The following is a 25,030-nucleotide window of genomic DNA, read 5'->3' as shown; positions in this document are numbered from 1 at the left end:
CTTAGTTTAAAGGTGGCTAGTGGAAAGATTTAATCTAAAAAACCGCCGGTATATCGGCTCAAAAACCAAACTCATAGAGTGGGTATTTGGGAATTTAAAATTAAATAATATCAAAAGCGTGTGCGATATTTTTGCCGGAAGTGGGGTAGTGGCTGGTCAATTTGCCACTATTCCTAACATTAAAAATATTATTATAAATGATATTTTATTTTCTAATGAAGTCATTTACCATGCTTTTTTTAGGGGGCAAGACGCTGATTTTAAAGCGCTTGAAGAACTGAAAGAATATTATACTCAAGCTTTAAAGCTAGAAGAAAATTATTTTAGCCAACATTTTAGCGACAAATTTTTCAGTTATAAAGATTGCGTCAAAATCGGTAGCATTAGAGAGCATATAGAAAGCTTGAATTTAGATAAATTAAATAAAGATATTTTATTAACAAGCTTGATTTATTCAATGGATAAGATAGCTAACACAGTAGGGCATTATGAAGCTTATAGGAAAAAAGAGATTTTGCAAGATAGATTTATTTTTGAACTTATTAGCCCTATAAAGCATGATAAAAATATCATGATAGAGAGAAAAGATGCTAACGAATTGGCTAAAACCTTAAAAATAGACTTAGTTTTTATTGACCCTCCATACAATTCAAGGCAATACAGCCGGTTTTATCATCTCTATGAAAACTTAGTGCAGTGGAAAAAACCCAAACTCTATGGAACAGCTTTAAAGCCATCATGCGAGAACATGAGCGAATATTGTCGCTCTAATGCCAAGAAAGAATTGAGCGATTTAATTGAAAAACTAGATTGTAAAAGGATTGCTTTAACTTATAATAATACCTATAATTCTAAGTCTAGCTCTTCGCAAAATAAAATAGACTTTAAAGATTTAGTGGGAATTTTGAGTCAAAAAGGAAAATTAAGCGTTAAAGAAAAGGCTCATAGTTTTTTTAATTCAGGAAAGACTGATTTTAAAGAGCATAAAGAATTTTTATTTATAGTGGAAGTGAAACCTTGAAAAAAAGTATTCGTTCTCCCTTTTTCTATGTAGGGGATAAATATAAACTCATGCCACAGCTCAATAAGCTATTCCCAAATAACATTAATCAATTTATTGAGCCTTTTGTGGGTGGAGGTAGCGTGTTTTTAAACACTAAGGCTAAAAGATACTTAGCTAATGACATAGATACTAATATTATCAATTTACATAAAACTTTAAGCAAGTTCAATGCTTATGAGCTTTTTGATGAATTGTCTAAAATCATCATTCATTATGGCTTGTCTTTCTCTTTTAAGGGGATTACAGCTCCTGATGAATTAAAAAAACAATATATAAAAACTTACTACGCTAAATACAATAAAATAGCTTATGAAAAACTAAGGGCTGATTTTAACTCCAATCAAAACAACATGCTTTATTTGTATTTGCTTTTAATTTATGGGTTTAATCACATGATTAGATTTAATTCTAAAGGGCTTTTTAATTTACCCGTAGGTAATGTAGATTTTAACGAAAATGTTTATAATGCCCTAAAAAACTACCTAGACTTCATGCAACAAAACACCATTATTTTTCATAATAATGATTATATTGATTTCCTTAACCACACCACTTATTTAAAAGATGATTATGTTTATTTTGACCCCCCTTATTTAATCTCCAATAGTGAATACAACAAGTTATGGGATAGCGATAATGAGATAGCCTTATATGGTGTTTTAGATGGCCTAGATAAAAAGGGAGTTTTATTTGGTATAACTAATCTTGTTTATCACAAGGGAGAGACTAATTTTATTTTAAAAGAATGGGCTAAAAAATATTATATTTTTAATATCAAAAGTAATTATATCAGTTATAATGACAATACCATTAAAGAAGATAGTCAAGAAATCTTTGTAACTAATTATAGGTGATTAATTATGACTAAAAAACCGGCACGAAAAATTTTAAGCTTTTCAACCACTATGCGAAACCCTAAAAGAATAGGACAATTTTTAGCTGTTTTAGGAAAGTTTGAAAATCAAATTCTTCAATCTTCAACGATCATGCAAATTGTCAAATCCGTTTTGGTTCATAGGCTTTATAGACCTACTTCTATCAATCAAAATAAAGAATTGAAAGAAAAATTTGACTCCAATGAATATATCTTTAGCGATGAAGAGTTAGAACGCATTATAGAAATATCCCCACAAAATCATAAAGAGATGGGTTTTGAGCATGGATGGGAAAGTCGGTTTGACACTTGGTATAAGCTTATGTGTGAGTTTGGGTTTTGCTACTATGCAAAATATGAGAAGATACTCATCAGCGATAGCACTAAGATGCTTATTCTTGCTTATTATGATAAAGAAAACGATACTTTTAAAGAAAGCGTTGATGAAAGCGTAGTTGGGGCTATATTTTTAAACGCTCTGTCTAAATATGAAGTGGGAAACCCTTACAAAAAGAACTTAAACCATAACAACCCTTTCAAATTATTGCTCTCGCTTTTAAAACGGCTCAAAAATGCCAATCTGACTCCTCTCTCTGTCAAAGAAATCCCTATCTTACTTTGTTGGAAAGACGATAACGCTAATGGGCTTTATGACTACATCATTCATTTAAGACAAGAAATTGTTACTATCAATAAAACAGAATTCAGTTACTCAGATGAATTTATCTATGAAAAATGCCTAAAACTTTTAGAAAGTGTTAATAAAACACGATTCAAAATGAGCCAAATCACTAACGAAGCCGTTGATGAATACATTAGAAAAATGCGTATTACAGGACTTATTTCATTGCGTGGTAATGGTAGGTTTATTGATATTAATACTAATGAAAGTAATAAAATAGATTATATTTTACAAACCCATAAGACTTTTAAAGGGGATTATTTAAACGACACTCAAGCTAACAGACTCGCCTTTTTTAACTACATGGCGATCGTGGATAGCTTTCTTGTTAGCGTTACTCCAATCAGCGATAATGAGAGCGTTAAATCAAGTAAATTGAATGAACTAGCAACCACTTATACTAAAGATTTTATCAAGCAAGAATTACTCATTACTTGCAACAAGCAAGAATCAAAAGATAATTTTTTAAGACTCATTGATAAACCTTTACGCTTAGAATTTTTAAGCGCTATTTTCTTGAAACAACATTTTGAAAATTTAAGCGTGATGCCCAATTATAAAAGCGATGATGAAGGCTTGCCCGTATACACAGCAAGCGGTAATAAACCTGATATTGTAGCTATGGACACAAAAGCCCAAAGTTATATAGAAGTGAGCTTGATTAGAGATAGAAGTCAAAGCGCCTTGGAAATGATACCTATTGCCAGACATTTAAAAGAATTGATTAAAAATAGCGCTGATATTAGAGAGAAATTTAGTGTTTTTGTGGCTCCAAATATCCATGATGACGCCAAAGAATATGCGGGATTTGCCCATTTCAAAGACAATATTAATATACGCTGTTATGCTATCAATGATTTTATCAAAAAAGTAGAAAACAGCACAGAGTTATTGCAACTCAATGACAACCCTAAAGCTTGACAAATCAAGCTTTCATCTCTAAGCCTTGCCTAATCCTTGCCTAAAACCCTACCAAACTTAAAAAGTATAAACATAGCGCAAATACATAGAATACTGACGGCGTAAGGTTTGGGTCAAGCTGAAATTGGTTTCTGCTCCGGTGATAGTGGTTGGTTTGCCGTCTTTTAGCGGGCCTTGGCTTTGCTCTTTGATAGTGGTAGAGCCTTTAAAAAAGTGATTAGGGAGCGTGGGGATTTTGATACCAAACTCAATGCCATGGTGTTCAAAAATATTAGTTCTAATGCCTACATTCACTAAAAATTGGAAAATCGTGTGATTCACCTTAGCGTTCAATTTTCCTGTGGTATAGACGCTATTAGGGTTAATCCCCACATTACAACTCGCCGGCGTCGTGTCCCCACATGTAATCGTGCCATCAGCGTTAGTCATGTAAGCGTCAGCGTCTGTATTGACGCCATAAACATACCCGTCCTTAAAATACCCCACACGATTATTAGTCCAAGTGTTACCCGCAAAATTCACGCCCACAAAAAACCCGGCCGTAGCTTTAGGCTTGTCTATAATGTTAAAAAGCATGTCTGTGCCAAAACCATAAGTATACATGTCTGCTTTTTGATCGCTCAAATAAAAAGGCGATATGGCGTTAGCGGCCCTAGAGTTAGAGAAATTGGTATGCCCGTAATCAAAAAAGCCATAATAACGCAGCCCAAACCACCTTTTTTTACCCACAAAATGCTTATACCCTGTCATCACGCCTAGCCCATACATCGGCTGGTTACGTCCAGGAATGTCCTTATTGGTGCTAAGCATGGTGCGAGAAGTCCAATTGACCACGCAGTTAGCTTTAGTATAGCCTGGCGTTCCTGGCGTCCCTGAAGCCGGCTGACAGCCACCGGTCTGCCCGTTAGGAACTTTGCCATCATCATTGGCTGAAACATCGCCAAAAGGCACTTGAAACAACTCGCCGTTTCTATAAGCGTTGGTCTTTTGATCAGCCCTACCCACTTCCAGGCTAATCCCCACAAACGCGCCATTCTTTTCATGGGCATTTAAGGAGTTTGTCAGCCATAACGAACTCAAAAGAGCGCCTAAAATTACCGAACCTTTTTTAGAAATATCTAAAGATTGAGCTATCAAAACAGATTCCTTACGATTAAAATTTTTACAAACCATTTTGCAACCTTGCATTCTATTTTTCTTCTTTGTCATAAAATTGAGCATCACTCTCTAGGGTACTCCGCTTAAGTGTTACTTTTTTAATTATTTTATTATAGCTAATTGCAATCTTAAAAGTCAAACAAAAACCACCCCTAAAATTCCCATAATAATGGGCTACTTGACAATAAAATCCTTTTATAGTAGATTAAAAACTCTTTAATTTTCCCATGAATAAAGGATTTTAAATGGATGCGATTTATCCTTATGTGTTAGTTGTTCATTTATTGTGCGCCATTATTTTTATTGGCTACTTGTTTTTTGATATGGTAATTTTCCCTAATGTGAAGAAAATGTTTGGCGAAGAGTTTGCTAATAAGGCAAATACAGGAATCACTCAAAGAGCGATCAAAATCATGCCCTTATGCGTTTTAGGGCTTGTTTTAACAGGGGGCATGATGCTTAGTCAATACATGGGGGGCGATAAAGGCTGGTGTGAAACCCCTTTTCAAAAGATACTCATGCTTAAAGTGATCTTAGCGTTAAGCATTTTTCTTTTGGTGCTTTTTTCTTTATTATGTAAGTTTTTGGGTAAGAAAAACCCTATTGGTAAATACATCCATCACATCGCTCTAGCTTTTGGCTTTTTAATCGCCATTTTAGCCAAGACGATGTGGTTTGTTTAAGAGCGTTTCAACCTCAAAGAATTTAAGACCACTAAGAGAGAGCTAGCGCTCATGCTCAAACTCGCTATTAAAGGGTTAATGTAACCTAGCATAGCGACTGGGATTAAAATAGCGTTATAAATCAAGCTCAAAACAATGTTTTGCAACACCACTTGATAGACTTTTTGAGCGTTATGAAACGCTTTTTCTAGCAAACTCAAATCCTCTTCTAAAAGCAAAATATCGCATGCGCTTTTACTCAAAGCGCTTTTTTCAAACCCTAAAGAAACGCTCGCTTGTTTTAAGGCCAACGCGTCATTATTGCCATCGCCTATCATCGCGCACACGCCCTTATAAGAACTGATGATTTGAGCCTTATCTTCAGGGGTCAAATGGGCATGATATTTAGAAATCCCTAATTTTTTCGCGCACTCCTTAACCGAGCTTTCATTATCCCCGCTTAAAATCTCTAATTCTAAGCCTTTATTTTGCAAAGCATGAATGACTTCTTTAGCGTTAGCTTTCAAACGCTCTTCTAAAATGAATAACGCGCATAAAGTCTTATTTTTCGCAAAGCCTACCATGATATTAGCGCCCTCTTTAGCCTTTATATTAACCCCCATAGCGTTTAAAAATTTCAAACTCCCCACTAGCAGGGTTTCGTTTTGATAATTCGCTTTCAGGCCATGAGCGAAAAACTCTATCTTTTCTAAATCAACCTCATCGCCATTTAGAGTTTTAAGGATCGCGCTATGGGCTAAATGCTCCCTGGTTTTTAAAAGGCTCTTCAAAAGCCTTCCATCAAATTCTTCATAAATGATTTTTTCTTTTAAAAGGACTTCTTTTTGCGTGAGGGTGCCGGTTTTGTCTATAAAGATTTTTTTCACTTTAGCCAGAGTTTCTAAAAATAACGCTTCTTTAAACACGATCAAAGGGTTTTTAAACACCCCTATCACTAGCGCAATGGGCGTGGCCAAGGCGAATGCGCAAGGGCAGCTGATGACTAACACGCTAATACACACCATTAAGGCTTTTTCAAAATCACCCCCCAAACCAAATTGCCATAATAAAAAGCTTATAAAGGCTAAAAACAACACCGCTTTAGAAAAAATATCCGCAATTTGATTCGCGCTGCTCTCAATTAAGGGTTTTTCTAAAAAACTCTTTTTTAAAGTTTCTAACAAACCAGAAAGGCGTGAGTTTTGAAAATCAGCGCTCACTTGATAGCTAAAAGGCACGCCCACATTCACATAACCCCCTAAAATTGGATCATTAACCCCCAATTCCAAAGGTTTAAACTCCCCACTGATCAAAGACGCATCCACGCTCGCGTTATTTAAAAGCACGCCATCTAAAGCGATTTTAGCCCCGCTTGGCACCCAAACAACAGAGCCTATCGCCACATCTTTAGGGTGTTTTTCTGTTTGCTTGCCATTTTCTACAATAATCACGCTATGGATTTCATGCGATTCTAGGGCCAGACATTTTTCATTCGCAAACAGCCTAGCCTTTAATTCCAAAAACTTAGAGCCAAAAACAAGCGTTAAAATCGTGCTGCTCGCTTCAAAATAAGTCTCTTGGGACACCAACATCGCATAAATGGAATAAACAAACGCCGATAACGCCCCAAAAGACACGCTCAAATCCATGCCCAAAACGCCATTTTTTAGCCCATAAAACGCCCCCTTAATGAAAAAACGCCCCACCACCACTAGCACCAACAAGCTTAAAAAGAGCGATACGAGATCCAAATTCCTTTGCATGAGTTTATCCATGCCGCTACCATAACTCGCGCTACCATAACTTGCGTATTTGGCAATGGCAATAAACATCAAATTCATGGTGGCAAAAAACCCCACGCTTAAAGTGAGCAAGTAGGAGCGTTGCTCTTTTTGGGCTTTCAGGGTGTAATTTTTTGCGTTATAAATTTTAGCCCCATAGCCCAAACTCTCAATTTTTTGAATAATCTCTTTAGGGTTTAAGGACTTGTCAAACACGATTTGCAAATGGTGGGTGGTGAAATTCACGCTCACTTTTTTAACCCCCTTTAAGCGCTCTAAAACCTTTTGATTGAGCCACAAGCAAGCGTTACAATGCGTTTTTTCTAGCAAAAGATTAAGGATTAATTCGCCCTTATTGTTTTCTTCAAGGGCTTGTTCTAATTCTAAAATATTCATTGAATCTTGGGGCGTTACGGGGGCTAAAGTGGAATCGTTTAATTTGTCATAAAAGCTCTCTAAATTCAAATCTAACAATAACGCATACACCCTAGCGCACCCCGTGCAGCAAAAATACAATTCTTTATGATTGATCACCTCTTTAAAAAGCTCACTTTCTTTAAACTCCAACTGGCAATGCGAACATTTCATTTTTTTAATCCTTAATTTAAGGGCGCTAGTTTAGAAGCGCTTTGATAGAATAAGTGTTACAAATTTGATAGATGCTTAAAACTTCTTTGGTGTTGTCGCTTTGGTTTTTGGAATTGTGCGTGATTAAAGGGGGCAAAACTTTTAGAGCGCTTTTGGAATTATTCCTAGCCGCTCCAAGCATCAAATGGGCGTTTTTGTCTTTAAAACTTTGGACAAACCTTAAAGCCTCTAGCGTGAGCTTAGTGCTTTTTAAACCCTCTACCACCAAGCAAAGCGACAAGGCTTCATAGCAAAAAATAAAATACCCTTTAGGTTTCAGGCATTTTTTCACTTTAGCCACCAAAGAAGCGAAATCTAATTCGCTCTGGTGCCTCGCATGCCCTTTAATTTGAGATTTAATAGAGCCTAAAGCATAAAAAGGAGGGTTGCACACAATCACATCATACAAAATCGGAGGGTTGAAATCTAAAAAATCGCTCTCAAACACTTGAGCGTTAGGGAATTTAAGGGCGTTTTTTTGGGAACAAAACGCCATTTTGCTATCCTTTTCCACTAAATGAACGCTCGCTAGCGGGTTGTCTCTAGCGCAGAGCAAGCCTAGAACCCCACACCCTGAGCCTATGTCTAAAATCGCGCCGCTATTTTTGATAAAAGGGCGTGAAAAATCGTATAAAAAAAGCGAATCGCTGTTGTAAGAATAAGCGTTTAAGGGCTGGTATAATCTTAAGAGTTTTCTATCCATAAAAGGGCTTCATTTTCTAAGATTTGCGCATGCAACAACCGCCCTTTAAAAGGGGTTTTTAAAGCGAATGCGTTAAACGCTTCATTAATCATAGACGCATGCGAATGCAAAAGCAATACATCAATTTTATCCCTCAAGCTCTCAAACAATCCCCACCCCCCTTCAATGAAATTAAACCCTTTCTCTAGGGGTAAATCTTTAGGGTCATGGAAAGTATTGACTAAGCGATTAGGCGCAGAAAAAACTTTTGAATGGGGGCTAATTGAGTGCTTGGATAAAATAGCGATATTGGGGTTTTTACCTTGATAAAAATTATCGCAAAAGCGGGTATCTAATAAGGGGTTGTCCGTTCTTATGGTTTTCCCAGAAATGATGAGAGTGTCGCATACCGCTCGCTGGTTGTGCGTGAAAATAACGCTTTTTTGCCCGGTGATCTTGCCATGGTAATAATCCCCATTCATCCTTAAAGCGAGTTTGAACAAATTAAAACGCCCCTTTTGTTCCATTATTCTAAAAGGCAAGAGCAAGTCCTTAGCCTTGTTTTCTAAATTATGACAAATCATTGTTTCAATATGAGCCTTTTGTAGCCTTGCTAAGCCCCCTTTTTTAGCTTCGTTTTCTTCTGCGGCAATGACCACTCTTTTAGGCTTTAAAATTTCTAACAATCCGCTGCATGCCGGGGTTTTACCATAAGAATTGCATGGCTCTAGGGTGATTAAAAAAACGCAGTCTGTAAAAGCGTTATCGTGGCGCGTTTTTAAAAAATCGCTTAAAGTTTTAGGGTCTTCTAATTTTTCTAAATCGTTTTTCAAACTGGGGCGTAAAATCTTTAGCGCTGATTTGGCGGCTAAGACTTCTGCATGCGGGGTTTTGGCTTTTTTGTGGGTTTCTAAACTCAAGATCTCATGGTTTTTATCTAGCACCATGCAAGCCACGCTTGGGTTTTCTAAGGCTAGGGTTTGATGCTCCCACGCCTTATTCAAGCAAATTTCTAATAAACTTTCATAAAGTCTCATGATGGGAAAAAAGGCAAGAGCAAAAAGCCTTTAATCGCTAAAGCGTTAATAATATCAACAAAAAACGCTCCCACTAAAGGCACGACGATAAACGCTACATGCGATGGCCCATAGTGGTTGGTGATGGTTTGCATATTCACCATAGCCGTTGGGGTCGCTCCAAGCCCAAAACCGCAATGCCCCGCGCACAACACCGCCGCATCATAATCCTTCCCGCATACCCTAAAGGTTACAAGCACCACATAAAGGATCATAACCGCCACTTGAACGCTCAAAATAACCGCCAATGGCACAGCGAGTTTTAACAATTCCAATAAATTCACGCTCATTAAAGCGTAGGCTAAAAACAGACTCAAACTCACGTTCCCTATAACTGAAACCTCTCTGTCAAACACGCTATGGATCTTAAAAAACGACAAAGCGTTCCTTAAAATAACCCCCACAAACAAGCACCACACAAAAGTCGGCAAAGTGAAGCTTTTAGGCATCAGATGCGATAAAAAAGTCCCCACTAATAAAGCGATCGCAATTAGAGCTAAGGTTTCCACAAAACTGGATGCGGTGATTAGGCGCTGCTCTTTAGGGGTTTCAAAGCCTTTAGACACCACGCCCTCTAAAGTGTCTTTTTCTTTAGTGTCTTTAGGCTCTAGTTTGTATTTAGAAATCAAATATTTAGCGACAGGCCCTCCAATAATCCCCCCACTCACCAAGCCAAAAGTCGCGCACACCATACCCACTTCTAAGCTGGAGCTAAAATTATAAGGCGCTTGGGTGAAAAAATTAGCCCATGCCGCGCTAGTGCCATGCCCTCCCACTAAAGCGATAGACCCCCCTAAAAGCCCCATTAAAGGATTGACCCCTAAAAGGCTAGCGATAGAAACCCCCACTGCATTTTGGCACACCACAAACCCCGCCACAGCCAGCAAAAAGACCGCAAGCATTTTCCCGCCTTTTTGTAAAGATTTGAAATCCGCGCTCAAACCAATGGTGATAAAAAAAGTCAGCATTAAAGGATCTTTTAAAGAAGAATCAAATTGCAAGCCAAAATTGTAAAACTGACGCACTAACATGATAAAAAAAGCGACTAAAACCCCACCCACAACAGGCTCTGGAATATCATAATCGCGTAAAAACTTGACTTTAGAAATCACATAACGCCCCAAGAGTAACACTAAAACCATGCACACCAAAGTGGCATAAATATCCAACTTAATTTCTTGCAAGCCTGCATCCTTATTAATCAAATTTATCTTATTATAATATAATACCCCCCTAAAAGAACGAGATTAGTTAGAAAGTAGGTGTTCCTTGCATACAGTATTACAAATTGGAGCTGGTGGCGTAGGTAGTGTGGTAGTGCACAAAATGGGCATGAACAGAGACGTGTTTAAAAATATCATTTTGGCGAGCAGGAGCTTAGACAAATGCCATGCGATTAAAGAAAGCATGCTCAAAAAGGGTTTGGGGGAAATTGGCGTTGAACAAGTGGATGCTGATGATACGCAAGCCTTAGTCGCTTTAATCCAAAAATACAAGCCTAAAGTCGTTGTTAATGTGGCTTTACCCTATCAGGATTTAACGATCATGCAAGCATGTTTAGAGACTAAAACGCATTACATTGATACCGCCAATTACGAGCACCCGGATTTAGCGAAGTTTGAATACAAAGAGCAATGGGCGTTTGATAAGGCTTATAAAGAATCAGGGATTTTAGGGGTTTTAGGGGCTGGGTTTGATCCGGGCGTGACTAACGCTTATGTCGCTCACGCTCAAAAACACCATTTTGACACTATCCACACTTTAGATATTTTAGATTGCAACGCTGGGGATCACAAACGCCCTTTTGCCACGAATTTTAACCCTGAAATCAATTTGAGGGAAGTCAGCTCTAAAGGGCGTTATTATGAAAATGGCAAATGGATTGAAACCAAGCCTTTAGAAATCAAGCAGGTGTGGGCTTATCCGCAGATTGGCGAAATGGATTCGTATCTTTTATACCATGAAGAATTGGAATCGTTAGTCAAAAACATTAAGGGCTTAAGGAGGGCGAGGTTTTTTATGACTTTCTCTCAAAATTATTTAACCCACATGAAATGCTTAGAAAATGTCGGCATGCTAGGCATTAAAGAAATAGAGCATCAAGGCGTAAAAATCGTGCCGATACAATTTTTAAAAACCTTGCTTCCTGATCCAGCGACTCTAGCCAAAGACACCACCGGTAAAACCAACATCGGGTGCTATATGACCGGCATTAAAAACAACCAAGACAAAACGCTCTACATTTACAACGTGTGCGATCATAAAAAATGCTATGAAGAAGTGGGTTCGCAAGCCATAAGCTACACCACCGGCGTGCCAGCGATGTGTGCGGCTAAAATGATTTGCAATGACACTTGGAGCACGGATCATTTTAGGGCCGGGGTGTTTAACATAGAAGAATTAAACACCGATCCTTTCATGGAAGAATTGATCAAACAAGGCTTGCCTTACGAAGTGATTGAGCGCTAGTTTTAGGCTTCAATCTTCACTAGGTGCGATAAACACCGATTCCCTTTCTATCGCAATATTCTCATCGTCTGCGCTATAAGCTTGTATGGTAATAGGGATTAAAGCGTCTCTAGCACTCTTGTATTCTGTGGCGTTACTTTTTAGGGGTTTTCTTAAGATCACTACCGCTTTGATCTTTTGTCCGGCTTTAATGGCGATAGGGTTTAAAGGCTTTTTGATTTGAATGTCTTTTTGCCCTAAAATTTTGAAATAAAACTCATGGTCTTTATTGTCCGTGTTATGGAATAAAAACACGTAATCGTTATCCACATACCCGCTAGATCGCAATTCATACAGATCGCTGTTGCGGTTAATGTCTAAGAGCATGCGTTCTTTTTTAAACGAAGTGATGGCTAAAAGAGCGATCACAATAGCGATAACCCCCATGTAAGCGATCGTTTTTAAACGCACCAGGCGCACTTTTTGGCGCGTGTTAATGGCGTTAGTTGAAGACCATTGGATGAGTGAAGGGCGGTTGAATTTAGCCATGGTAATGGTGCATGCATCCACGCATTCTAAGCAATTGATGCATTCTAATTGCAAGCCCTTCCTGATATCAATATGCGTGGGGCAAACCTGCACGCAATGCAAACAATTCACGCATTCGTTTTCTGGGTTGCGCTTTTTAGGGGGCAAGGGAAAGAGATGGCCCTGATTGTTATAAAGTGCTCCGCCGCGCTTTTCATCATAAATGGGGTTTAAGGTGTCATTGTCATACAACACCGATTGCACCCTAGCGTAAGGGCATAAATAAATGCAAAAACGCTCCGCAACCACCACTATATCAAACAGCACCACAGCCGTGCTAAAAAGCCAAAAACCCATAGCAATAGGGTGATCGCTAGGGTTTTTAAGATACATAAAAAAGTCTTCTGGGGCGATGAAATAAAAGAAAAACAACATCATTAGCCCCGCCACAACAGGAGCGAACAATAAAACGCTCAATGCTTTACAGATCTTATAGCTTGGGGTGTTTTTGGGGCTTTCTTGCTTGTTGCTGATCTTTTTATGGAGTTTGAAAATCTTGGTTTCAATCACATCTCTATAAAGCACCCTTAAAAAGGTTTGCGGGCAAGCCCAACCGCACCACACACGCCCAAGGCTAGTGGTGATGAAAAAAATCCCTATAAAAAGCAAAATAACCATAAAAGGCATGACTTGCAATTCTTCAGCGCTAAAGATCTTGCCTAAAAAATGCAGTTGCTTATGCTCAAAAGAGATCAAAAACAAATGTGCCCCATCAATACGAATGAAAGGCGTGATTAATAACGCTAAAGAAATCAATAAAAAACCTATATAACGCTTCAAACGAAACGATTTTAAAAAATGGCTAGAAGTTTCAAGCATTCTCAATATCCTAAAATTTTTAAGCCACTATACCCTAACAACTTAACGCTTTCACTTAAAAAGCAACATGTTATAATGATCGCTATTTTATTTGAAAGGGTATTTATGGAAAGCGTTTTAAATTTCCTAACCAATATCAATGTGATTTTCGCCCTTTTGGGCTATTTGATTGGGGGGATTCCTTTTGGCTATGCGTTAATGAAAATCTTTTATGGCATGGATATTACTAAGATTGGATCGGGGGGTATTGGCGCGACGAATGTCTTGCGCGCTTTACAAAGTAAGGGCGTGAGTAACGCCAAACAAATGGCCTTATTAGTCTTAATCTTGGATCTATTCAAAGGCATGTTTGCGGTTTTTTTAAGCAAATTGTTTGGGTTGGATTATAGTTTGCAATGGATGGTCGCTATTGCGAGCATTTTAGGGCATTGTTATTCGCCTTTTTTGAATTTCAATGGAGGCAAGGGCGTTTCTACGATCATGGGCTCTGTGGTGTTACTCATCCCTATTGAAAGTCTGATCGGCTTGACGGTGTGGTTTTTTGTGGGTAAGGTGCTTAAAATCTCTTCACTCGCTAGCATTTTAGGGGTAGGCACAGCGACTGTTCTTATCTTTTTTGTGCCTTATATGCATATCCCAGATAGCGTCAATATCCTTAAAGAAGTCGGCACGCAAACGCCGATGGTGCTTATTTTTATTTTTACCCTTATCAAGCATTTGGGCAATATTTTCAATTTATTGACCGGTAAAGAAAAGAAAATCTTATGAAAACTAAACAAGCCGTCCATATCCACCACTTGGTGTTTGAAACGATTTTAGGGATTTTAGAATTTGAACGCTTAAAACCCCAAAAAATAAGCGTGAATGTGGATCTTTTCTACACGGAATTACCCAATAAGGCTTATTTGGACTACATGGAAATCCAAGAAATCATTCAAAACACCATGCGAGAAAAACAATACCTTCTCATTGAAGACGCCCTGAAAGATTTGAGCCAAATTTTAAAAACGCGCTATAATGAAATCTCTGAGCTTTATTTGAAAATCAGCAAGTTAGAAATTTCTCCCAATTCTCAAGTGGGAGCGAGCGTGAAAATTTACTATGAAACCAATCTTTAGCCTCTTTTTCCTCCTTATGGTTTTAAAAGCACACCCCATAAACCCTTTATTAGAGCCGCTATATTTCCCGAGTTACGCGCAATTTTTAAATCTAGAACCTCATTTTGTTATTAAAAAAAAGCGCGCTTATAGGCCCTTTCAATGGGGGAATACCATTATCATCAAACGCCATGATTTAGAAGAACGCCAAAGCAACCAGCCAAGCGATATTTTCCGCCAGAACGCTGAAATCAATGTGTCTTCTCAAACTTTTTTAAGAGGGATCAGCAGCGCTTCTTCACGCATAGTGATCGATTCGGTCGCTCAGTAATCAGCCGCTCAATAAAATGCTAAAACTTTATTCAATCACATTTTTCTTCATATTTTCTTAATCCTAAAACAAATTTAAGGTATTATTAAATAGAATAATGTAATAATAACCTTAAGTTTAAAACTTGACTAAATTTTTTAGAAAAAAGTAAATAAAAAGGCTAAAAGAAATGCTTAGAAATCAATTTCGTATCGTGTTTGTCTCTTGTATTGTCGCTAGCAGTTTGCAAGCTCAAGAAAATACCCACACTTTGGGTAAGGTAACCACTAAGGGTGAAAGGACTTTTGAATACAACAATAAAATGTATATTGAAAGGAAAGAGCTCCAACAACGCCAAAGCAACCAAATCCGTGATATTTTTAGGACTCGAGCGGATGTGAATGTGGCTAGTGGGGGCTTGATGGCGCAAAAGATCTATGTTAGGGGGATTGAGAGCCGTCTCTTAAGGGTAACGATAGATGGCGTCGCTCAAAATGGTAACATTTTCCACCATGACGCTAACACCGTGATCGATCCCAACATGATTAAAGAAGTGGAAGTGATTAAGGGGGCAGCAAACGCTTCAGCAGGTCCAGGCGCGGTTGCGGGTAAATTGTCTTTCACCACGATTGACGCTAACGACTTTTTAAGAAAGAACCAAACTTATGGGGCTAAAGCGGAAGCGGGCTTTTACACTAACTTTGGATACCGCATGAACGCCACTGCAGCCTATCGCGGTAAAAATTGGGACATCCTAGCCTATTACAACCATCAAAATATTTTTTATTACAGAGACGGGAACAACGCTTTTAGGGATCTCTTCCACCCTACTTTTGACTTGCAAGATCCGAGCAATAGCGACATTGGCGTAGGGACTCCGAGTGAAGTCAATAGCGTTTTAGGTAAAGTCAATGGCTATATCAACGACACGGATACCATCAGCTTAAGCTACAACATGACAAGGGAGAATTCCACTAGGCTTTTACGCCCTAACACCACTTCAGCCCTCTCCAAAGCCAACGACCCAGGAAGCCAGCCAGCGCCTTTTGTGATTGACTTTGGGAAAGAATTAGCCCATACGATCAACTTCAACCACAATTTGAGTCTGAAATACAAGCATGATGGAGGCACTAGTTTTAGTCAGCCGCGCGTTGAATCTACGGCCTTTTTAGGGGTAAGGGGGGGCGATTATAACCCTGTGGTGAATCCTTTCGCTTACAATTCTAACGAGCCGGCTAATCCGGATTATATCCCTGAAGTTAAAGATTGGTGTAACAACCCGGACAATATCAGCCAGTGCACGCAAGGGGCTATCAGACCTTCTGATGGAGGCTATCAAATAGGCTATGGGCAGCCGGGATCGATCAATTGGCAAGGCGCTTCTGCAATTTCCACAGGATCTAATATTTATCATGGGCTTGTCCCTAAAAACCCTGATTATGACATGACCCCCCCTAACGCTCAAAACCCTAGCGCGAACGATTGGACTTTAGGGAATGCGGACGCTGAGGGGACTTTAGCCAGAAGGATTTTCTTAATCAACTCGGGCGTTAATTTTAAAGTTACCCACCCCATTAGCGAAGATTATGGGAATGTGTTTGAATACGGCATGATTTATCAAAACCTGAGCGTTTTCTCTGGATTGGATAAAGGCAAAAACGGCTATTATAAAAACAACATTGATCCTAACGACCCTAACGGGCCGGGCTTGCCTTACCGCCATTACTACACCGATCAAAGCTCTCAATACCCTCAAAATCTGAACGCGCCTAACCCGCTCTATCGTAACATGCCCCAAAATTCGCATGCGATTGGGAATATCATCGGTGGGTTTATGCAAGCGAACTACAATCTCTTGAAAAACCTCATCGTGGGTGCGGGAACTCGTTATGATATTTACACCTTGCTAGATAAAAATGGCCGCACGCATGTAACTTCTGGATTTTCACCTTCTGCAACCGTGCTTTATAACCCCATTGAAAGCATCGGTTTGAAAGTGAGCTATGCGTATGTGACTAAGGGGGCTTTGCCTGGCGATGGCGTTTTGATGCGCGATCCTACGGTGATTTATCAAAGGAACTTGCGCCCATCAATCGGTCAAAATGTGGAATTCAATGTGGATTACAACAGCAAGTATTTCAATGTGCGCGGGGCAGCGTTCTATCAAGTCATCAATAACTTCATCAACAGCTACGGGCAAGACACTTCTAAAAATGGTGGGGGTAACGCGACTGCAAAAAACATGTCAGGGAATTTACCCGAAACCATTAATATTTATGGTTATGAAGTTTCAGGGAATGTGCAATATAAAAATTTCGTAGGGACTTTCTCAGTAGCTCGCTCTTGGCCGACAGCTAGGGGGCATTTATTAGCCGATACTTACGCTTTAGCCGCCACGACTGGGAATGTGTTTATCTTAAAAGCCGATTACAATATCCACAAATGGGGGCTTACTTTAACTTGGCTCTCACGCTTTGTAACCAATATGTTCTATGAAGGCTATTCTATCTACTACCCCCAATACGGCTTGATGAAAATCCATAAACCCGGGTATGGCGTGCATAATGTCTTTATCAACTGGACTCCCACTTCTAAAAAATGGCAGGGTTTAAGGATTTCAGCCGTGTTTAACAATATCTTAAACAAGCAATATGTCAGCCAGGCTTCCGTGTGGCAAGCGAGCGCGGACGCTCCAGCGAGCGATATGATCCCTAAAAATAAACGCATGGCACTCCCAGCCCCTGGATTTAATGCGCGTTTTGAGGTATCCTATCAGTTCTAAAATTAAAGAAATCTTAGGATTTCTTTTTGAATTTTGAACATGGAAACAAACATGAAAAGGCCCTATAGAAACCGCCAAACTCTATGGAAAAAGTTCCGCTCGCTCAACAAACTCATTCAAACGCTCTTAAGGATTTTAAAAAAGTAGTTTTATCAAAAATTTAGCGGGTTTAGTTTAAAATAACGCTTATTTTAGCTCTCAAAAAAGGAACCAAACGCTTTCATCATGGCTAACATCACGACTAAAGAAACGCCCGAAATAACCCCGGATCTTTTGAAAAGCCCTTATCAAAAGATCATCAATGCGAGCGCGAGCGTTTTTGATGAAACTCATGGGCGATCGTTTTTTAGCCCGCAATTTTATGAAAAAATCGAACCTTCTTTAAAAGAAGTTTTAACCCAACCCATTGATTTAGAATGCGATCTCAACACCGCTAAAAAAACGAACCGCTTAACCCCTTTAAAACAGCTTTTTAAGGCGTGCTTTGGCACTGAAGAAATTTTAATTGTCAATAACAACACCAGCGCGATATTTCTCATCGCTAACGCTTTAGTGCAAGAAAAAGAAATCGTTGTTTCTTATGGCGAATTAGTGGGGGGGAATTTTAACCTTAAAGATATTTTATTGAGTAGTGGGGCTAGGCTGCATTTAGTGGGGAATATTAATCGCGCTTATTTAAGGGATTACCGCTTAGCCTTGAATGAGAACAGCAAAATGCTCTTTAAAACCCACAACCCCCATTTTAAAAAAGACACGCCCTTTAAAGATTTGCAAGCCCTAGCCAAAGAGCATGATTTGATAGATTATTACAATTTAGGGGATGTGGATTTGTTAAATAGAACGGCTTTAGAAGAGGTTTTAGCCCTAAAACCATCGCTTTTAAGCTTTAGTGCGGATAAATGCTTTAACAGCGTGCAAGCCGGTATTATTATGGGGAAAAAAGAATGGGTTGAAGCGTTAAAAAACCACCCCCTTTATAGAGCCTTAAGAGCGGATAAAATCACGCTCACCTTGCTTTTTTGCAGCCTAAACGCATGGGTCAATCACCAAGAAGAAATCACAATCCATGCGCTACTCCACCAAACTAAAGACGCCTTATTGCAAAAAGCCTTGAAACTCTACGCCCTTTTAAAACCCTTAGAATTGAACGTGAGCATCGCCTCTAGCTTTTCTAAAATAGGGAATTTGTTTGGTAGGGAATTGGAATCCTTTTGCGTGAAAATCCAGCCCAAAAACACCCGCACTTTAAATGGTGAGAAACTTTATTTAAGGCTTTTTCAAAAAGGCGTTATTACAAGAATTTCATGCGAATTTGTGTGTTTTGAAGTCTTTAGCCTGAATGAAAAAGATTTTGAAAAAATCGCTCTGGTTTTAAAAGAAATCCTTAACAGGGCTTAAAAATTCGCTATAATAAAATTTCTTTTAAATGTGCCGCTCCCCCACAATAGAGAATGATAGAAAACGACAGAACATCAATTTAAAGGAACTTAAGAATGGAAAAAATCAGCGACCTTATAGAATGCATTGCGTATGAAAAAAATTTGCCTAAAGAAATGATTTCAAAAGTGATTCAAGGCTGTTTGTTAAAAATGGCGCAAAACGAATTAGACCCCCTAGCGCGTTACTTGGTGGTTGAAGAAAACAAGCAGCTCCAGCTTATCCAATTGGTGGAAGTTTTAGAAGACGATGATGAAAGGTTGGTTAACGATCCTTCTAAATACATCAGCCTGTCTAAAGCCAAAGAAATGGATCCAAGCGTTAAGATCAAAGACGAATTGTCCTATAGCTTGAGTTTGGAGAGCATGAAGCAAGGAGCGATCAACCGCCTTTTTAAAGATTTGCAATACCAGCTAGAAAAGGCGTTAGAAGACAGCCATTTTGAAGCGTTCCAAAAGCACCTTAACAGCGTTTTAATGGGGCAAGTGATTTTAGTGGATCACAATCAAAACACTTTTATTGAAATCGAGCAGCAATTCCAAGGCGTTCTTTCCATGCGCCATCGCATTAAGGGCGAGAGTTTTAAAATAGGCGATAGCATCAAAGCGGTTTTAACGCAAGTCAAACGCACGAAAAAGGGCTTACTACTAGAGCTGAGCCGCACCACCCCTAAAATGCTTGAAGCCTTGTTGGAATTAGAAGTCCCTGAAATTAAAGATAAAGAAATTGAAATCATCCATTGCGCGCGAATCCCAGGCAACAGAGCGAAAGTGAGCTTTTTTTCCCATAACTCTAGGATTGATCCCATAGGCGCGGCCGTGGGGGTTAAGGGCGTGCGCATCAATGCGATCAGTAACGAATTGAATAAAGAAAATATTGATTGCATAGAGTATTCTAATGTGCCTGAAATTTATATCACTTTAGCGCTCGCTCCAGCCAAAATTTTAAGCGTTGAAATCAAAAAAATCCCCATAGAAGAATTGAATGCTGAAGAAAAAGAATCCATTCAAGAGCGTTTTATCGTCAATAACCATTTGCAAAAGGCTAAAGTGCGTTTATTGGACATTGAAAAATCTAAGGCTATCGGTAAAGGCGGGGTGAATGTGTGCTTAGCGTCCATGCTTACAGGCTATCACATAGAGTTTGAAACCATTCCTAGCGTCAAAGAAAACGCAGAAAATGAAAACGAAAAAGAAACGCCAAAAGTAGGGGTCGAAGCTTTAAAGTCTTTGTTTAAGAATTGAAATGATTTCTGTGAAACTTATTGAGTTCTTAATCAAAAGGACTTTAAGAAAATACTATGCAAGATTTACAAGATTTTAAAAATGATATTACGCTCATTCTATCCAAAGACAGATTAGATACTTATGACAGCCTAGAGCAATACAAAGAAAATTTAAAACTCATTGCTTCTATCACGCCTAAAATTTCTAATTTAGAGATTTATTTACGCAACGCTTTAGATCATTGTTTAACAATCCTTTTAACACAAGAGCCGTTTTTTATTTAATTCTTCCACTAACATTACCCTCTTTTTGAAAGTTTTCCTGTTGCCAATATACAGATTCAAAAGCAATTCTATGGTATTTTTTACACCGAATTTTTAAGGCGTTTGTTTTAAGCATCACGATCCCTACTATTTATGGTTTTAGTCCAAAACCATGCGGTAGAAAAAGCTTTTTTAATCTTTAAATCGCATTTGATTGTTCTTGCTTGTTTTTATAGGGTTAGGATAAAATAACGATTACCCCCTAGTTTTTATTTTGCTAGAGATTAGGGGGTAAATCACCTTCAAAGGATTACTATGTCCAAAAAACATGGTAAAAAGCCCTTATATTATACTTAAAAATGCCTTTTTTTAAGTATAGGGTTAAAATCGTTGTTAAAAAAACCCATTAAGCCAAAGGTTTCCCCTATTTAAGGGGTTTCCTTTAAGGTAAAGCGTTTTTTATTGCTTGTGAAGTTTTTTAATATGATTTTAAATTAGTGATTTAAAGCTTTTATAAAAATCGTTTTTTTAAGATTAGGATAAAATAACGATCACCCCCTAATTTTTATTCTACTAGAGATTAGGGGGTAAAATCCACTTTTAGGAGCTTACTATGAAAAATGTAGTAAACACTCTTGGAGAGAATTATACCTAAAAATCAGTTTTTTAGGTTTAAAGTTTGATCTAGTGATTAAACGCTAATTCTTAAAAAGAGTTGCCCCCTAGATTAGGGGGTCATCCTTAAGTGGAAATCAGCTTTTCACTGCCCATCTTCAATAATTTTAATTTCTTCATCGGTGAGGTGGTAGAGCTGATAGACTAAGGCGTCAATTTCTTTTTCTAATCCTTGGGTGTTGGCTTTAGGGTCTTTTTCTTTTAGCGCTAGGATTTGCTTCGCGCCATCGGTGATTTTATCGGCTAATTCTTGGTTTTTAGGAGTGATTTGGGGAATGGGTAGCCGTTCTATAAAAGCCTTTTTATAGCGATAGCCACTCTCGCCTAGTCCTCCGCCAGCATGGAAAGTTTTGAAAGCAAAAGTGATCAATTTAGAATGTAACATTCCTAAAAGATAGCGCAAATGCTCTCCTGTGAGAATAAAGCTCGTGGCTTCTGCATAAAAATACCCTAATTCGCATTCTCCATTATCCAAATAAAATCGCGGCTCTTGCACGATCTCGCCATACACAATTTTCTCTTTTTCAAACTCCTCTAAATACGCGCAATTCCTTAAGTGATAGGGGGTGTTTCCTTGATCGCATCGTGTTACAATAGCGTCATAATGAGAGTCTAAATGCGCTTTTGTTGCGGGGTATTTTTCTATATCTATGGGAGGGATTTTATGAGAAAAAGAAGTGTAGCCGTTATGGGTGTTAATCAGCCACTCCCCCGCCCACTCATAAGAATACCTTTTAATGTCTTTCCCTCTTAAAATAGGCTTGATGAGCGTTTCTGTGCGCTCCCTTTCTTCTTGCGTCTTGCAAGCGTTCAAAATCTCTTCTCTTTTTTCAGTGGGAATGATAAAGGCTTCGTTCGCGCCGGTTTTTATCCCGTAATTGATTTGAATGTCCCAGTCTTTAAGCGGGGTGCCAACACTCTCTATTTTGTCTCTCAAATCTAAAAGCGTGGCGTTGGCAAAAATAAAGCTTTCTGTTGAAAGCGCGTTTTGTTTCATGGAGAGGTGGGGGGTGCTTTTCAAATCGTCTTTATCGTTTGGGGTAGGTTCGTAATATTTAAAATCGCTCTCTTTAGGGGGCGTTTGTTTGATGAAATTCATGATGCTGGTATCCACGGTGGCGCTCTCAAAGACTTTTAAGGCGTTTAATTCCATGTAGCTAACAATGGTGGTTTTTTTGAGCAGCAATTCTCTCAATTTGGCGCCGTATTTGGCTCGCGCGTATTTGTTGGAAGTGATGAAAGCGTTAAAACCATCGTCTTTTAAAAGGCGGTAAGATAGGGCAAAAAAGTAGGTGTAAATGTCAGCGGTGCTGTTGTAGAAATTTTGGTATTGCTTTTCTAATAAAGGCTTTATGTCTTTGATTTGTTCTTGGCGGATATAAGGCGGGTTCCCGATGATGCAATCAAAGCCTAAAAAATTCCCCTCATCGTCTAGCACTTCAGGAAATTCAAAGCGCCATTCAAACGCATTGTGATACTCTCCACCACTTAAAGCATCATCAAGCTTTTTTCTCAAAGCTCTAATACGCCCATAAGACGCAAAAGCCTCTTCCTCTTCTTTGGGGCTTAATTTAAGCGTGCCAAAAAGGCTTGGGATAAAGTAATTTAACCCATCTAGCAAACTCTTATCGTCTAGGGCAAAGAAATTGTATTTTTTGATGTGTTTTTCAATAGCCTTTTCAAGCTCTGCTTTGGTTTTAGGGTCTTTGAGCGTGAGGGAAAAAGTGTTTTTTAAGTCTTGGATTTTGTTGATAAGATCTGCTTTATTTAAGGGATAGAGAGGGTTTGGGTCTTTGTATTGGGCGACTAAATCTTTGTATTCTTGGATTTTTTTCTTGATATTGGGGATCTTTTTGAGATCATCATTCAAATTAAAGCGTGAGATCAAGCTGTTAGCGCACTTGATGTTAATGTCAATGTTGGGGAGGGTTTCAAGCGCGTTAGTGTTTTTGCCCTCTTCAAAAATATAATAGCTGTATTTTAAAAGCTCTATCCATAGCCTGAGCTTGGTGATTTCGCATGAATTGGGGTTAATATCCACGCCAAAAAGGCAGTTTTCAATAATGGATTTTTTAAGCTCAAAAAGTTCTTTTTGGATGTGGTGGTGGGGATCGTTTTCGCTATGCGGTATGGTGTATTTAAAAACTTCATTTTTTGGCGTGTGAATGATGATTTCATCGTTTTCTAATTTAAGCTCGTGGCGATACAAGGAAGCAATAAGCCCTAGCTCATAAGCAATCCACACCATTTCGTTGAGCGCAGAGACTAAAAAATGCCCGCTCCCCACCGCCGGATCGCAAATGCGTAAAGTGAGAAGCGTGTTTAGGTATTCTTTAGCTTTTTCATTTGAAAAATTTCTGTCTATTTTTCCTTTCAACGCTTCTAAATCTTTGCAACCCCACTGATAAATGGCGTTGAATTTATCCAACACGATGGGCGTGATACTCTCTTTGCACATGTAGCTTGTGATAAAACTTGGGGTATAAAAGCTCCCCTCTTTATAGCCGTTGAGTTTTTCAAAAACAAGCCCTAAAACGCTAGGGTTAATCAAATAGCTTTCGTTGGTATCAGTATTATCTTTAATGTCTTTAGGGGTGGTGGTGAATTTATAAACGCGCAAAAATTCAAAAAGGTATTTTAGCAAGGGCAAAGCTTTTTCTTTTTGATAATCTTTATGTTTTTTGAGAACGGAATTTTTATAGATTTCTAGCTTTTTATTGTCTAAAAGCTTGATCTCATACCCCTTTAATTCCAAAGGCGTTTTATCAAACAAGCTGGAATTCAAATAAGGGATTTTTTCTAAAATCTTGTTTTCTTTAATTTCTGACAAACGCTCGTTATTTTTCTTGGCTAGGACTTCAAAAAAGAGGGTGTTTAAATCGTTGAAATTTTCAAAGTTTTCTGTGGTTAAGAAATATTTTTCTTTTTCAAAATGATCGAACGAGATTAAAAGGCTTTCTAAAAGCCGTAAAAACAAGATGCGGTTATTCCAAGCGATGAGTAACGCCATGACTTCTTCATCGTCTAAATTTTTGTATTGCTCTTTTAAAGCATCGCTTAGGGAGTTTTTGGTGCGGCTGGGCTTGATTAAAATTTTCCCTTTTTCATTTTTCTCTTCTAACCCTAAAATGTAAAGCAATTCTTCATAAAAATCTTTGTTAAGCGTGTTAGCGTCAAGGGTTTTCTTTTGTTTTAAAAGGACTTCTTGACTTAAAACTTGATAAATCAAAGGAAGTTCTTTAAAATCATCGTTTAAATTAAAATAAGTATAGCGGAGTTCGCCTTGAAAATCTTCTTTCAAATATTGTTCTAAATCTTCGTAAAATCTTGGTTTTGAAGAGTCTGTGCCTTCTTTTTGAGCGTAATTTTTATAGAATTTTTTGATGCGTTTATCTTCGTTTAAAAAAAGCAAATCCTTACAATCAAAGAGAAAAAATTCATGCGCGTTGCAAATAATGGTGTGTTTTAGGGAATTGTTTTTTTCTTTTTCTCTCTCTTCTAAAAAATACAAAACCATTTGACAAAAGGCTTTACTGAGTGGGTTTTCTCTGTTTTTAGGGAATTCTGTCTTTTTATTTAGGGCTTTGACTTCAATAAGCACTTGAACTTCCTTATCCACATAGATCGCGCTATCCACTTTTTTATGGGTGTTGCAGCGATAGCCATAAGTGTTTTTTAAAAAAGAATTGATTTCATTTTTTTGAAACTCTTCATCATCTTGTCTTGGCGCGTTTTCTAGTAAGCTGTTTATTTCTTTTTCAAATTTTTCTATAGTTTCTGTTGTGGGTGTTGGGGGATTGTATTTTTTAATGAAGTCCTTGAGTAAAATGCGAGTGAAACTCATCATAAAACGCCTTTG

Annotated in this window: 18 protein-coding genes and 1 pseudogene; 12 read left to right on the top strand and 7 right to left on the bottom strand. The window is 38.3% G+C overall.

The window, feature by feature from the left end:
- Positions 1 to 19 precede the first annotated feature (19 nt).
- The 3 genes from EXS92_RS02935 to EXS92_RS02925 are packed head-to-tail and all read left to right on the top strand — an operon-like array spanning position 20 to position 3,540.
- A complete protein-coding gene (locus EXS92_RS02935; RefSeq protein WP_165515497.1) occupies positions 20 to 1,021 on the top strand; it encodes a DNA adenine methylase in 1,002 nt (333 codons plus the stop codon).
- Complete coding sequence (locus EXS92_RS02930; protein ID WP_165515496.1) at positions 1,018 to 1,917, top strand: Dam family site-specific DNA-(adenine-N6)-methyltransferase; 900 nt, start codon at positions 1,018 to 1,020, stop codon at positions 1,915 to 1,917. The genes EXS92_RS02935 and EXS92_RS02930 overlap by 4 nt, the downstream gene beginning before the upstream one ends.
- A 6-nt stretch (positions 1,918 to 1,923) precedes the next feature.
- Entirely contained in the window at positions 1,924 to 3,540 is a 1,617-nt protein-coding gene (locus tag EXS92_RS02925; RefSeq protein ID WP_165515495.1) for an AlwI family type II restriction endonuclease, read from the top strand.
- Between the two features lie 57 nt (positions 3,541 to 3,597).
- On the opposite strand, the gene EXS92_RS02920 is transcribed toward EXS92_RS02925, so the two are convergent.
- Positions 3,598 to 4,761, bottom strand: coding sequence for an outer membrane protein (locus tag EXS92_RS02920; protein ID WP_165515494.1), 1,164 nt, complete (start codon positions 4,759 to 4,761; stop codon positions 3,598 to 3,600).
- 182 nt (positions 4,762 to 4,943) lie between these two features.
- Between EXS92_RS02920 and EXS92_RS02915 the strand changes: the two genes are divergently transcribed.
- Complete coding sequence (locus tag EXS92_RS02915; protein ID WP_000338917.1) at positions 4,944 to 5,381, top strand: CopD family copper resistance protein; 438 nt, start codon at positions 4,944 to 4,946, stop codon at positions 5,379 to 5,381.
- Here the strand turns inward: EXS92_RS02915 and EXS92_RS02910 are convergent.
- The 4 genes from EXS92_RS02910 to gltS are packed head-to-tail and all read right to left on the bottom strand — an operon-like array spanning position 5,378 to position 10,710.
- Entirely contained in the window at positions 5,378 to 7,729 is a 2,352-nt protein-coding gene (locus EXS92_RS02910; protein WP_165515493.1) for a heavy metal translocating P-type ATPase, read from the bottom strand. The genes EXS92_RS02915 and EXS92_RS02910 overlap by 4 nt on opposite strands.
- A 25-nt stretch (positions 7,730 to 7,754) precedes the next feature.
- Positions 7,755 to 8,471: a tRNA1(Val) (adenine(37)-N6)-methyltransferase gene (locus tag EXS92_RS02905; RefSeq protein WP_077652100.1), complete on the bottom strand. Its 717-nt coding sequence runs from the start codon at positions 8,469 to 8,471 to the stop codon at positions 7,755 to 7,757.
- Positions 8,453 to 9,487 carry a dihydrofolate reductase family protein gene (locus EXS92_RS02900; RefSeq protein ID WP_165515492.1) on the bottom strand — a complete coding sequence of 345 codons (1,035 nt, stop codon included), beginning with the start codon at positions 9,485 to 9,487 and terminating at the stop codon, positions 8,453 to 8,455. The genes EXS92_RS02905 and EXS92_RS02900 overlap by 19 nt, the downstream gene beginning before the upstream one ends.
- Positions 9,484 to 10,710 carry a sodium/glutamate symporter gene (gene gltS / locus EXS92_RS02895; protein WP_165515491.1) on the bottom strand — a complete coding sequence of 409 codons (1,227 nt, stop codon included), beginning with the start codon at positions 10,708 to 10,710 and terminating at the stop codon, positions 9,484 to 9,486. The genes EXS92_RS02900 and gltS overlap by 4 nt, the downstream gene beginning before the upstream one ends.
- A gap of 85 nt (positions 10,711 to 10,795) precedes the next feature.
- On the opposite strand from gltS, the gene EXS92_RS02890 reads away from it, so the two are divergent.
- Positions 10,796 to 11,995 (top strand): saccharopine dehydrogenase family protein, encoded by a 1,200-nt coding sequence (locus tag EXS92_RS02890; protein ID WP_165515490.1) that lies wholly within the window; start codon positions 10,796 to 10,798, stop codon positions 11,993 to 11,995.
- A 9-nt stretch (positions 11,996 to 12,004) separates the two neighbouring features.
- Here the strand turns inward: EXS92_RS02890 and ccoG are convergent, their stop codons facing one another.
- Positions 12,005 to 13,381, bottom strand: a complete 1,377-nt coding sequence (gene ccoG, locus EXS92_RS02885; protein WP_165515489.1) for a cytochrome c oxidase accessory protein CcoG — start codon at positions 13,379 to 13,381, stop codon at positions 12,005 to 12,007.
- Positions 13,382 to 13,486: 105 nt separating this feature from the next.
- Between ccoG and plsY the strand changes: the two genes are divergently transcribed.
- From plsY to EXS92_RS02850, 7 genes and pseudogenes are all read left to right on the top strand, one after another.
- Complete coding sequence (gene plsY, locus EXS92_RS02880; protein ID WP_232261807.1) at positions 13,487 to 14,149, top strand: glycerol-3-phosphate 1-O-acyltransferase PlsY; 663 nt, start codon at positions 13,487 to 13,489, stop codon at positions 14,147 to 14,149.
- Positions 14,146 to 14,499, top strand: a complete 354-nt coding sequence (locus tag EXS92_RS02875) for a FolB domain-containing protein (RefSeq protein WP_156578108.1) — start codon at positions 14,146 to 14,148, stop codon at positions 14,497 to 14,499. The genes plsY and EXS92_RS02875 overlap by 4 nt, the downstream gene beginning before the upstream one ends.
- Entirely contained in the window at positions 14,483 to 14,809 is a 327-nt protein-coding gene (locus tag EXS92_RS02870; protein WP_120868360.1) for a Plug domain-containing protein, read from the top strand. The genes EXS92_RS02875 and EXS92_RS02870 overlap by 17 nt, the downstream gene beginning before the upstream one ends.
- Before the next feature lie 169 nt (positions 14,810 to 14,978).
- Positions 14,979 to 17,570, top strand: a complete 2,592-nt coding sequence (locus tag EXS92_RS02865) for a TonB-dependent receptor (RefSeq protein ID WP_165515487.1) — start codon at positions 14,979 to 14,981, stop codon at positions 17,568 to 17,570.
- 225 nt (positions 17,571 to 17,795) lie between these two features.
- The gene (locus tag EXS92_RS02860) at positions 17,796 to 18,968 is read left to right on the top strand and encodes an aminotransferase class V-fold PLP-dependent enzyme (RefSeq protein WP_165515486.1); all 1,173 of its coding nucleotides are present in this window, start codon (positions 17,796 to 17,798) and stop codon (positions 18,966 to 18,968) included.
- Positions 18,969 to 19,063: 95 nt separating this feature from the next.
- Entirely contained in the window at positions 19,064 to 20,251 is a 1,188-nt protein-coding gene (nusA, locus tag EXS92_RS02855; protein ID WP_165515485.1) for a transcription termination factor NusA, read from the top strand.
- A 56-nt stretch (positions 20,252 to 20,307) separates the two neighbouring features.
- Positions 20,308 to 20,511, top strand: a pseudogene (locus tag EXS92_RS02850) (hypothetical protein); the annotation flags it as partial.
- Positions 20,512 to 21,256: 745 nt separating this feature from the next.
- On the opposite strand, the gene EXS92_RS02845 reads toward EXS92_RS02850, so the two are convergent.
- A complete protein-coding gene (locus EXS92_RS02845; protein WP_165515484.1) occupies positions 21,257 to 25,018 on the bottom strand; it encodes a type IIG restriction enzyme/methyltransferase in 3,762 nt (1,253 codons plus the stop codon).
- Positions 25,019 to 25,030 lie beyond the last annotated feature (12 nt).

It is taken from the genome of Helicobacter pylori (assembly GCF_011175115.1).
GTDB lineage: Bacteria > Campylobacterota > Campylobacteria > Campylobacterales > Helicobacteraceae > Helicobacter > Helicobacter pylori_DF.
The sequence above is the reverse complement of the archived record's forward strand: the minus strand, read 5'-3'. Positions and strand labels throughout refer to the sequence as shown.

What these genes read in the sequence shown, in the direction of transcription:
- EXS92_RS02860 (WP_165515486.1), top strand. Translation starts at nt 17,796, where the DNA reads ATGGCTAACATCACGACTAAAGAAACGCCCGAAATAACCCCGGATCTT.
- EXS92_RS02905 (WP_077652100.1), bottom strand. Translation starts at nt 8,471, where the DNA reads ATGGATAGAAAACTCTTAAGATTATACCAGCCCTTAAACGCTTATTCT.
- EXS92_RS02900 (WP_165515492.1), bottom strand. Translation starts at nt 9,487, where the DNA reads ATGAGACTTTATGAAAGTTTATTAGAAATTTGCTTGAATAAGGCGTGG.
- nusA (WP_165515485.1), top strand. Translation starts at nt 19,064, where the DNA reads ATGGAAAAAATCAGCGACCTTATAGAATGCATTGCGTATGAAAAAAAT.
- EXS92_RS02925 (WP_165515495.1), top strand. Translation starts at nt 1,924, where the DNA reads ATGACTAAAAAACCGGCACGAAAAATTTTAAGCTTTTCAACCACTATG.
- EXS92_RS02915 (WP_000338917.1), top strand. Translation starts at nt 4,944, where the DNA reads ATGGATGCGATTTATCCTTATGTGTTAGTTGTTCATTTATTGTGCGCC.
- plsY (WP_232261807.1), top strand. Translation starts at nt 13,487, where the DNA reads ATGGAAAGCGTTTTAAATTTCCTAACCAATATCAATGTGATTTTCGCC.
- EXS92_RS02875 (WP_156578108.1), top strand. Translation starts at nt 14,146, where the DNA reads ATGAAAACTAAACAAGCCGTCCATATCCACCACTTGGTGTTTGAAACG.
- EXS92_RS02870 (WP_120868360.1), top strand. Translation starts at nt 14,483, where the DNA reads ATGAAACCAATCTTTAGCCTCTTTTTCCTCCTTATGGTTTTAAAAGCA.
- EXS92_RS02920 (WP_165515494.1), bottom strand. Translation starts at nt 4,761, where the DNA reads ATGCTCAATTTTATGACAAAGAAGAAAAATAGAATGCAAGGTTGCAAA.
- ccoG (WP_165515489.1), bottom strand. Translation starts at nt 13,381, where the DNA reads ATGCTTGAAACTTCTAGCCATTTTTTAAAATCGTTTCGTTTGAAGCGT.
- EXS92_RS02865 (WP_165515487.1), top strand. Translation starts at nt 14,979, where the DNA reads ATGCTTAGAAATCAATTTCGTATCGTGTTTGTCTCTTGTATTGTCGCT.
- EXS92_RS02910 (WP_165515493.1), bottom strand. Translation starts at nt 7,729, where the DNA reads ATGAAATGTTCGCATTGCCAGTTGGAGTTTAAAGAAAGTGAGCTTTTT.
- EXS92_RS02845 (WP_165515484.1), bottom strand. Translation starts at nt 25,018, where the DNA reads ATGATGAGTTTCACTCGCATTTTACTCAAGGACTTCATTAAAAAATAC.